The 10,228-nt window shown below is 67.9% G+C and carries 9 protein-coding genes and 1 other RNA gene; 5 read left to right on the forward strand and 5 right to left on the reverse strand.

Annotated elements, in window-relative coordinates:
* The first annotated feature begins 199 nt into the window (after positions 1-199).
* Entirely contained in the window at positions 200-2,221 is a 2,022-nt protein-coding gene (locus ABGA94_RS16645; protein WP_134955612.1) for an acyltransferase family protein, read from the forward strand.
* A 111-nt stretch (positions 2,222-2,332) separates the two neighbouring features.
* Here ABGA94_RS16645 and ABGA94_RS16650 read toward each other — a convergent pair whose 3' ends face one another.
* The 4 genes from ABGA94_RS16650 to ABGA94_RS16665 all read right to left on the reverse strand — a co-directional run bounded on the left by ABGA94_RS16650 (position 2,333) and on the right by ABGA94_RS16665 (position 6,461).
* Positions 2,333-3,718 (reverse strand): FAD-binding oxidoreductase, encoded by a 1,386-nt coding sequence (locus ABGA94_RS16650; RefSeq protein WP_375367816.1) that lies wholly within the window; start codon positions 3,716-3,718, stop codon positions 2,333-2,335.
* Positions 3,715-4,296, reverse strand: a complete 582-nt coding sequence (locus ABGA94_RS16655) for a metal-dependent hydrolase (protein WP_053498116.1) — start codon at positions 4,294-4,296, stop codon at positions 3,715-3,717. The genes ABGA94_RS16650 and ABGA94_RS16655 overlap by 4 nt, the downstream gene beginning before the upstream one ends.
* Before the next feature lie 85 nt (positions 4,297-4,381).
* Positions 4,382-4,750, reverse strand: a complete 369-nt coding sequence (locus tag ABGA94_RS16660; RefSeq protein ID WP_375367817.1) for a YraN family protein — start codon at positions 4,748-4,750, stop codon at positions 4,382-4,384.
* Entirely contained in the window at positions 4,740-6,461 is a 1,722-nt protein-coding gene (locus ABGA94_RS16665) for a penicillin-binding protein activator (RefSeq protein ID WP_375367818.1), read from the reverse strand. The genes ABGA94_RS16660 and ABGA94_RS16665 overlap by 11 nt, the downstream gene beginning before the upstream one ends.
* Before the next feature lie 81 nt (positions 6,462-6,542).
* Here ABGA94_RS16665 and rsmI point away from each other — a divergent pair, with 81 nt between their 5' ends.
* The 4 genes from rsmI (at position 6,543) to rnpB (ending at position 9,373) form a co-directional block, all read left to right on the forward strand.
* Complete coding sequence (rsmI, locus tag ABGA94_RS16670; protein ID WP_061478399.1) at positions 6,543-7,361, forward strand: 16S rRNA (cytidine(1402)-2'-O)-methyltransferase; 819 nt, start codon at positions 6,543-6,545, stop codon at positions 7,359-7,361.
* Positions 7,362-7,695: 334 nt separating this feature from the next.
* Positions 7,696-8,013, forward strand: coding sequence for a hypothetical protein (locus ABGA94_RS16675; protein WP_070489890.1), 318 nt, complete (start codon positions 7,696-7,698; stop codon positions 8,011-8,013).
* Between the two features lie 118 nt (positions 8,014-8,131).
* Positions 8,132-8,941, forward strand: coding sequence for a PDZ domain-containing protein (locus tag ABGA94_RS16680; RefSeq protein ID WP_005415282.1), 810 nt, complete (start codon positions 8,132-8,134; stop codon positions 8,939-8,941).
* 80 nt (positions 8,942-9,021) lie between these two features.
* Positions 9,022-9,373, forward strand: an RNA gene (gene rnpB, locus ABGA94_RS16685) — RNase P RNA component class A.
* A gap of 88 nt (positions 9,374-9,461) precedes the next feature.
* On the opposite strand, the gene ABGA94_RS16690 is transcribed toward rnpB, so the two are convergent.
* The gene (locus tag ABGA94_RS16690; RefSeq protein ID WP_005415283.1) at positions 9,462-9,941 is read right to left on the reverse strand and encodes a DM13 domain-containing protein; all 480 of its coding nucleotides are present in this window, start codon (positions 9,939-9,941) and stop codon (positions 9,462-9,464) included.
* Positions 9,942-10,228: the final 287 nt, after the last annotated feature.

Here is a 10,228-nt window from a genome sequence, read left to right on the forward strand (position 1 = left end):
ATACGCTGGCCGCGGAAAAGCGTCGCGGGAGCGACGAAGAATAAGCTAGCGCCGGGCCCATGCCCGGCGTCTTTCCATTCCGGCAACGCGATGCCTGTGCGGGCCGCGCCGCTGCAGCCGAGCATGGCTCGGCTCTACAACCGCGTCGAGCGGGGGCGGGACCTGAACGATGTCCATGTCTGTCGCGATCGTCCATTGAATGACTGCGCAGACGGTGGCGATGCTGCCGGATCGCTCGCTGCCGGTCACCCGCATGTCTGCTCCCGAACGTTCCCACAACGCTGCCATTGACGGCCTGCGTGCATTGGCGGTGCTGGCCGTCATCCTGTTTCACACCAACGCAGCCTGGTTACCGGGTGGCTTCACCGGTGTGGACCTGTTCTTCGTGGTGTCCGGCTTCGTGATCAGCCAGTCGTTGGCTTCGCGCGCCCATGCGTCGCTGGGCGCGATGCTGCTCGATTTCTACCGGCGCCGTGTGCTGCGCCTGTTGCCGGCGCTGCTGGTGATGCTGGTGACCACTTTCATACTGTCTGCGCTGTTCATTCCCCGCGCGTGGCGCAATGAGCAGTTCGACCAGACCGGCTGGGCCGCGCTGGTCGGCTTCAGCAACATCGTGCTGGCTGGCCAGCAGGACGATTACTTCTCACCCGGCGCGGAACTGAACCCGTTCCTGCACACGTGGACGCTGGGGGTGGAGGAGCAGTTCTACCTGGTCTTCCCGCTGCTGTTCTTCGTCTGGCTGCGCGGGCGTGAGCGCTGGCCGTGGTCGCGTTGGCTGTTGCCGGGGCTCACCGTGCTGTCGCTGGCGTGGGCGGGCTGGCAGGCGCAGACGGCACCGGCGGCAGCGTTCTACCTGCTGCCGGCGCGGTTCTGGGAGCTGGCTGCGGGCGCGCTGCTGTACCAGTGGATGCGCACGCGCACGCCGGGCCAGAACGGTGATGCGGTTGCAGTGGTCGGTCTGGCACTGCTGGGTGCAGGCGTGGTGATCGCACCGCAGCTGGCGATGCCGGTTCCCGGCGTGCTGGCCACCGTGGCCGGTACCCTGCTGCTGTTGGCAAGCGTGTCGATGCCGGGGACATCACGCCTCGCCCGCGCGCTGGGCTGCGCACCGCTCGCCTACCTGGGGCGCCTGTCCTATTCGCTGTACCTGTGGCATTGGCCGCTGCTGGTGCTGCTGCGCTGGACCTACGGCCTGCACGGCGCCGCGCTGTGGCTGTATCCGGTACTGCTGCTGGCGCTATCGGCTGTGTCGTATCACTTCATCGAGCGTCCGCTGCGCAGTGCGTTGCCGCTGCTGCGCCTGGCACCGGCCAAGGTGCTGGCGATGGCGGTACCGCTGGTGGCGCTGTGTGGCGCGGGTGCCTGGGCCACGGTGGAGTACCATGAGCAGGTCTCGCTGAGCGTGACCCGCGACGGCTATGCATGGCAGGCGCGTCGCTACCCCGCGTGGCGCCCATTGGAGCCGGTGAGTGCGCCGGCGCTTGAAGGGCGGCGCCTGTTCGTGTCCGGCGATTCGCACGCGGCGGCGTATCGCACCATGACCAGCATGGTCGCGCGCCAGACCGGCATGGAGGTGCGCCAGCAGGATCGCGGCGGCTGCAGCTTCGTCAACCTGCTGCGCGCCAGCCCGTCCGACTGCCAGAGCTTCATTGAGGACGCGTTGTCGACCATCGAGCGCCAGGCACGCCCCGGTGACATCGTGCTGTTGGCGGCCTTGCGCATGCCGGAGCTGCGTGGATTCGACTGGCAGCGTCAGGATGCGCAGGAAATCTACCGTCAACTGCTCGCCGAGCGCACCCCGACCGATGCGCAGGCCGCGCGTGATGAGGCTGATCATGTTCTTGGACGTCTGCAGAAGCTGGGCGTGCATGTGGTACTGGATGCACCGCTGCCGTTGTTCAAGGCCGGTGCGTACCGCTGTTCGGACTGGTTCAACCGCCGCAACCCGGCGTGTGCCGGTGGCCTGAGCATGCCGCGCGATGATCTGGAGAGGCTGCGTGCGCCGCAGATGGCGTTGCTGGCCGAGTTGGCAGCGCGCTATCCATCGCTCACGGTGTGGGATCCGCTGCCGCTGCTGTGCGGGCCAACAACCTGTTCGGCGGTGGAAGACGGGGAGCCGCTGTTCTTCGACAACGACCACCTGAGCGGGCATGGCAACCGCGTGCTGTTGCCCAGTTTCCGGCAGACCCTGATCGATATTGCAGGCGACACGCCGGTGTAGAACCGAGCTCACGCTCGGCTTGCGCGCGCAGCGCGGGCTTCATCGCGATCTGGTCGAAGCGCAGCCGAGCATGGGCTCGGCTCTACAGGAGTGCGAAGGAGTGCGCGCGGTCTATGCCGGCGGCAGTACCTTGCCCGGGTTGAGGATACCGTCCGGGTCAAGCGCGGCTTTGATCGCGCGCATCGTCGCCAGCGTAGCCGGTGTGAACGCCTGCGCCATGAAATCGCGCTTGGCCAGGCCGATGCCGTGTTCGCCCGACAACGTGCCACCCAGTGCCAGCGTCAGCTCGAAGATCTTCGGCAGTGCGGCATGCGCGCGTGCGTTTTCGTCGGCGTCGTCCGGGTGGTAAAGGATGTTGACGTGCAGGTTGCCGTTGCCGGCGTGACCGAAGGTGACGATGGTGAGCGCGTAGTCCAGTGCCAGGGCCTGTACACCGGCCACCAGTTCCGGAATGCGCGACACCGGAACCACCACGTCTTCATTGATCTTGCCCGGCGCGACGCTGCGCAGCGCAGGCGACAGCGCCTTGCGCGCCGCCCACAGCTGGTCGCGCGCGCGGCCTTCCATCGCCACGTCCAGCTCGATCATGCCGTCGCCTTCGGCGGCGCTGGCCAATGCCTGCAACAGATAGGGCAGGGTGTCGTGGTCACCATCGGCCTCGACCAGCAGCATCGCCCCTGCTTCCGGCACATCGGCACCATTCAGCCGCAGCAGTTCCAGGCTGCGCGCATCCATGAATTCCAGGCGGGTGGGTACCACCGGCTGCGACATCAACCGCGACACGGCGGCCGCAGCAGCATCGGCATCGCGGTACAGCACGCGCAGGCCGGCCTGGCTGACCGGCAGCGGGGTCAGTTTCAGCGTGGCTTCCACGATCAGTGCCAGCGTGCCTTCGCTGCCTACCAGCAGGTGGGTGAGGTCGTAGCCGGTGGCATCCTTGGTGTAGGCGCCACCGCAACGGATCACGTCGCCGGTTCCGGTCACCGCCACCAGGCCCAGCACGTTGTCGCGGCTGGTGCCGTACTTCACCGCGCGCGGGCCGCCCGCATTGCAGGCCAGGTTGCCGCCAATGCTGCAGATTTCGGCGCTGGACGGGTCCGGCGCCCAGAACAGGCCGTGCGACGCCAGCGCCTGCTGCAGCGTGCCGTTCAACACGCCCGGCTGCACGACCGCGCAGCGATCACCGGCGCGGATCTCGACGATGCGGTCCATGCGGGTGAACGAGAGTACGATGCTGCCCGGCTGCGGGACCGCGGCACCGGTGGTACCGGTGCCGGCACCGCGCGCGACCAGCGCCACGCCATGCACGCGGCATGCACGCACCAGCGCCTGCACCTGCTCGATGTCCGCCGGAAACGCCACTGCAGCCGGCCGCTGATGGCGCCATGAGTTGTCCTGTGCGTTGGCCTCCAGCGCGCCGTCATCCATGCGCCAGCCCTCCGCGCCCAGCAGGGTGGACAGTTCAGTAACCAATGCGGTGGGCAGGGCAGGACTCATGACGGATCTCGTGGGGCAGCAGGAGCGGGTTGGATCAGTTTCCAGGCGACAACGGCGCCGGCCAGTGGCAGCCACACCCAGCGCAGTTCGGAGAGCAGGGTAGCCACGCCGCGTGCGCTGAAGAACTGTGGCGCGAACGGTGACACGCGGATGGGGCGCCACGGCGCGAAGAAGCGGTGTTCGCTCCACGGCCAGGCCAGCGCAACGCCCAGGCCACCGGAGGTCATTGCATCCAGCAGCGGATGGCTGGCGGCGCAGACGAAGACAAATACCGCCGCTTGCACGGTAGATGCCAACCTTGGTTGGCACACACCCGCCGACCAAGGTCGGCGACTACCAAAGAACGCCAAGACCGCAGCCAATGCTGCCAGCACGCCGGCAAACAGCAGTGAATGACTGGCGCCACGATGGCCGAACGCATCGGCGTAGGGAATATGCAGCGCAAAGGCCAGTACATCGGCATCGGGCAGCATGGCGGCGATCACGCCGGCGGCCAGCAGGCGCGGCGGGATGCGGCCACGATCCGCGGCGCACCACAGCGCCAGCGGCACAGCGGCATGGGTGATGATCGAAGGCATCAGTCACGCACCGTGGTCGTGCCGGCCGCGGGCCGGCTGCAGGTCCGACGGGTAGTGCCGGCCGCTGGCCGGCAAAGAGTAGCCATCAACAGTCATCCAATCGGAACGCATCCCGCAGCCAGTGCAGCTGCGGCGGTTCGCCACTGGCTTCCACCACATCGAAGCGGCAGGGTGCATTGGCCAGCGCCGGGTTGTCCTGCAGGTACAGTTGCGCGGCATGGGCCAGGCGCCGGCACTTGCGCGCATCCACTGACGCGGCGCCGCCACCGAAATCGGATCGCGCGCGGTAGCGCACTTCCACGAACACCACGGTGCCGGCATCGTCCATCACCAGGTCCAGTTCACCGCCGCGATAGCGCACGTTGCGCGCACGCGGCTGCAGTCCGGCCCGTTGCAGGTGCTTCTCGGCGGCGGCTTCCACCGCCGAGCCCCGTTGGCTGCGTTCAGCGACCACCGACGATCGGCATCGGCCGGCCGCCATTGAAGATCGACCAGGCCGGCTGGCGCAGGATGTTGCCGTTGCTGTCCAGGAACAGGGTGCCGGTGGCACCGTCCAGGCCGCCTTCGTTGGACAGTTTGTCCAGGTAGGCGGTGATCTTCCAGGCGTCGGCACCGAAGGCGAACAGGCGGCCGGCCGCACCGCGTGCGCTCGGCAGGGTGCTGGCCACCTGGCTGGCCGACGGCAGGCCGGACACACTGCGCACGTTCCAGGCTTCGTTCGGATAGACGATGCCGTCCAGCGCCACGTCTTCTTCCACCTTGCCGCTGCCAACGGTCAGCTGCGAGGTGCCAACGCGGGTCGCGCCGCCTGCACCGGCCAGCGCCAGCTGCGGCGCCAGCAGGCGCGCCTGCGGCGCACGCACGGCGAGGAACACGGCATCGACCTGGCCGGCGTTGCGCACCTGCGCGCCGACATCGCCGACGGCATCGGTGACGCCGATCGTGGCCACCACCTGGCCACCGCGCTGCGCGAAGCGCTGGGCAAAGGCGGCGGCGGCACGGCGGCCGGTGTCGTCAGCGCTGTTGATCACCAGCGCCTTGCCGCGCTCGCGGCCACGCAGGTACTCGGCGGCGACGATGCCATCGTCTTCCGGCGCCAGCGAGAAGCCGGCACTGCCGGCCGGCGGTGCGTCCTTGCCGCGGTTCAGGGCCAGCACCGGCACCTGCAGCTGCTGGCGGCCGTACACCGCGTCCACTTCGTCGCGGCCCAGCGGGCCGACCACGAAGTCGGCGCCGGAGGCGACGGCCTTGTCATAGGCGGCCAGGGCACCGGCCGGGGTGCCGGCGGTGTCGAAGAAGTTGATGTCCGGGCGGCGCCGGCTTTCACCGTAGTAGGCGCTCAACAGGCCATCGCGCACCGGCTGTGCGGCAGTGGCCAGGCGGCCGCTGAGCGGCAGCAGCACGGCCAGCTTGGCCGGCGGGCGGTAACCGTCGCTCATCGCCGGCGGGCGCTTGCTGGTGTCGAACTGGGCCGCGCCATCGCGGTCGAACGGGCGCGGCAGCGGCAGGCCGCGCGCGATCAGTGCACGGCCGGCGAAGTTGTAGAGCGGGTCGTTGGCCGGCAGGGCAGCGGCACGGCTGCGGAGGGTGGCGTCGTCGAGGGTGCCGAGCAGGCCGGCAATGGCGGCCTGGTTCTCGCTGCGCGCGCTGCCGGTCAGGCTGGAATGGGCGCGGGCCCGTTCGGTGGCGGCACCGAAGGCATCGCCGGTGCCCTGCAGGGCACTGGCGCGGGCCAGGTACCAGCGCGTACGCAGCGCCGGCAGCACGTTATCGCCGTGGTCCTTCAGCAGGGCCAGTGCCTGCGCCGGCTGCTTGTCGGCCAAGGCGAGCTCGGCACCGGTCAGCTGGTAGCGCTGCAGGCTGGCGCCGGACAGCTGGCGCGCGGTGAGCTGGCCGAGCAGGCTGCGCGCGCGGGCACTGTCGCCGGCGAGGTGCCAGGCCCAGGCCGCATCGGCCAGTGCGTTGCTGCGGGCGCCGCCGCGCAGGGTGGAGGCCAGGCCTTCCAGCTGCAGCGCGGCATCGCGCGGCTTGCCCTGTTCGATCAGCGCCAGCGCCTGGCTCTGGGCCGGCGAATCGGGCGTGCTGGTCAGGCTGGTGGTGGCACAACCGGCCAGCAGCATCAGCGACAACGACAGGGCGGAGATCCGTGCGGCGGGCTTGTTCATGATCGGGTCCATGCGATGGGGGCAGCGGCCTTGGCCGGGTACACGCTACGATTCTACCCTTGCCCCGTGAGTACCGCTGAAATGAGTGTGCCAACCCTGTACGTCGTCGCCACGCCGATCGGCAACCTGGCCGATCTGAGCCCGCGCGCGCAGGAGGTGCTGCGTTCGGTGGCGGCCATCTGTGCCGAGGACACCCGCCGCAGCGGCCAGCTGCTGTCCCATTTCGGCATCCAGCAACCGCTGGTGGCCCTGCACGAACACAATGAAGAGGCCCTGGCGCAGCGCCTGGTTTCGCGATTGCAGGCCGGCGAGTCGCTGGCGCTGGTCAGCGATGCCGGTACCCCGCTGGTCAGTGACCCCGGTTTCCGCCTGGTGCGTGCTGCGCGCGCGGCGGGCATCAAGGTCAGCCCGGTGCCCGGTGCCTGCGCCGCCATCGCCGCGCTGAGCGTGGCCGGCCTGCCCAGCGACCGTTTCAGCTTCGAGGGTTTCCTGCCGGCCAAGGCCAGCGGCCGCCGCGACCGCCTGCAGGCGCTGGCCGGCGAAGTGCGCACGATGGTGTTCTACGAATCCTCGCACCGTATCGCCGAGTCGCTGGCCGACATGGCGGCGATCTTCGGCGGCGAGCGCCCGGCGGTACTGGCCCGCGAGCTGACCAAGCTGTTCGAGACCGTCCTTGATGGTGACCTGGCCGGCCTGCTGGCCAGGGTCGAGGCCGACGAGAACCAGCGCAAGGGCGAGTTCGTGGTGATGGTGCAGGGCGCCGGCGATGACGAGGAAGCGCAGCTGGCACACGGCCGCCGCGTTTACGCGAAGCTGAGCGAGCACCTGCCGCCGTCGACCGCCGCCAAGCTGGCCGCGGAACTGACCGGTGCGCCGCGCAAGGCGTTGTACGGCAGTTGATCGCTCGCTCCGGGCCATGCCCGGGCAGCGCGCGGCGCGAAATGCAAAACGGTTCGGATCCGCCGGAGGGTCGCCGATCTCTGGCGCGTGAATGTGCTCACGTGCGCGGCTGAGGGACGAATCCGGGGCTAGGGAATGTCGTGATGAGCATCAATGACCGACCCACTGATGATCGTACGAACCCAGCAGCTTTGGGTATTGCGGGACGTCCTGCAGGGCGACATTGAGATCAGTCGAGCCCGCGCGGATACTCCCGATGCGGAAGGGTGTCCGTAGTGTGACCCCATTTCCGAGGCCTCTGACGCGTGAGGACCGGTGCTCGGGATGTCTTCAAATGCCTGTCCTGGGCGAAGACGCTCCGGCACACGCCTCTTCATTCCCCACTTGGGAGCAATTGTTCGAGATGGCATTGACAGCCTACCTTCAGGCTCATTTCCTGCCAAAGGATGTGTTCGCCGCATTCTGCAATGTGTCAGAAGAATGGCTAAGTCGCCTGATTGCAGTGCGCGCGGTGCCGGAGCCCACCTGCACCTGCGAGGAAGGCACCATCTATGCGCGTGCGTCGATGCCGTTCTCGCCGACCGAGTATGACCGTAGCAGTAGAAAGCGGTTGGTCGACGATCCTCGCCGGGAGCTGGGCGAAAAGTCCTGAAAGGCGTGCAGACCTGCATGGCTCGTTCACAGACTGGGACGCTGGAACACGGCAGCGGCCGAATTCCGGGGGGGCTAAGGGGCGAAGCTCTCAAATTTCCTTCAGGGAGGAAAGACAGATGTTTGAAAAGGGACTGTTCCTGCTGTTCGCACTGGCCGATGTGCCAGCTCCTGCAGCTGAAGCGCCGCCACCCGCAGCCATTACCGAAGCCGATCTGGGCCCGGACTATGTCGGCTACCTGCTGTTCGATCCGGGGTTGGTCGAGTTCAATCGGCTGCAGTCGGTTCGCGATTACGGCAATTACCTGACCTACCGCGCGGCACGTGACGCGTTGGAGAGCTACGAGGCATGTCTGCAGGTGGGGGCCGACAACCACGCACAGATCGAGGCGGCCTACCAGCAGTTGGTGAACAGCCAGCAGCGGTACGTCAGCGCGGCGCAATGGCGCGACCTGCGGCAGGCCCTGCGTGCGAGGCGCGAGCCGGTGCCCGAGCGCGCGTCGTGGCAATGCGCCGCATTCGTGGACAACGCGCCCTATTTCGATGCGGGGTTGGACGATGCACTGCTGGGCGCCACCGAATTGGCGCGCGAGCAGGCCGGGGAAGGGGATTCGCGTAGCGACGCGCTGCGCCCGGTCCTCGGCGTTCAGATGGGGGGCGCGACCGTGATCGAATCCGAGCCTGACGAGGGTCCGGCCCATCGCGCCGGCCTGCGCAAGGGGGATGAGGTGCTGGCCGTGGCGGGTACCCGAGTGAAGACCGTCTTCGGTGTCGGCCAAGCGTTGAAAGCCTACGCGCCGGGCGATCGCGTGGACGTGCGCGTCCGCCGCATTGAATGGGACGGTTCGCAACCGCAGGTGCGGGAATTGATCGTAGGTGTGGTGCTGGAGTCGCGGGCGGTGGTGATGGCGAGGGCGAAGGGCCGCTAGAGCCACGCCACGCGTGGATGAACCGGCCGCCGCGATCGGCACGGCAGGAAGGGCGTGCGTACGCTAGAATACGCGCTGGCGGAGCCGGCCAGACAGTCGCGTCATCCCTTCGGGGGTGCCGAGGAAAGTCCGGGCTCCATAGGGCAAGGTGCCAGGTAACGCCTGGGCGGCGCAAGCCGACGGAAAGTGCAACAGAAAGATACCGCCTACGTCTTCTTCGGAAGGCCGGTAAGGGTGAAATGGTGCGGTAAGAGCGCACCGCGAGTCTGGCAACAGACCGGCACGGCAAACCCCACCTGGAGCAAGACCAAATAGGGATCCTTTGGCGCGGCCCGCGTTGGATCCGGGTAGGTTGCTTGAGCGTTGCGGTGACGTAACGCCTAGAGGAATGACTGTCCACGACAGAACCCGGCTTATCGGCCGGCTCCGCCTCTTTTTCCGGTAAGCCGAGCACGGCTCGGCTCTACAGTACAGCCGAGCCATGCTCGGCTGCTTTCCGTCCAGACGCTCGGGATGTTGTTCAGCCCGGCGTGCGGTACTGCCCGGCGGAAATGAACTGCGAGAAGCGCTCGCACCACACCACCACCGTGGTGTAGTCGTCCACGTCCACGTTCGCGGGCACCTCGACCAGGAAGCGGTTGAAGGTCTTTACCTCGCCGATGCGCTGGGCCTGCGCCTTGATCTTCAGGAAGTCGGCCTTGTTGTCGACGAAATCGCGAACCAGATAGACCTTGTAATCCGGGCCCGGTCCCATCTTCCCGTCGAAGGCGACCTGGGTGGCGCTGACGCTGACCTTGCCTTCGGCCCAGTGCACCGCATCGCTGCCTTTGAGGTCGCGGCGGAAGGTGGTGCGGTAGGTGGCGTCTTTCATTGCGGCCTGTACCTGGGCGACCGGCGGGTCATCGGGGGCGATCAGGATCGGCAGCAGATAGACGCCCAGGCCGAAGCCCAGGCCGAGGGTGAGCAGATGGGTGGCGAGCAGGATGAGGATGCGGCGCATGGGGCCTCCTTGTGGTTGCGGTCGATCGCGCGGCGTGCTGCCGGGCGCGACCACCCTGGGAGGTCAGGGCCGACATTTATAGACACAGTGCCGATTGCGAAAAGGGCACAGTCGGGTGGCGGCGATGCTGAAACCCCTGGGGTGCGGACGGATCGTGGTCGCGGCTGGAAGCTGAATGACGTTTCAGGCCCGCTGCGATTGGCCCACAGCGCTTCGGCGACCCGGTGCGCTGTCGCTTCCTCGGGCGCGACGCACGCCTGGCGTTGGCGCCGCTGCAACTGGCCGCC

The sequence above is a fragment of the Stenotrophomonas sp. 3diitr2024 genome (assembly GCF_042136455.1).
Classification (GTDB): Bacteria; Pseudomonadota; Gammaproteobacteria; order Xanthomonadales; family Xanthomonadaceae; genus Stenotrophomonas; species Stenotrophomonas sepilia.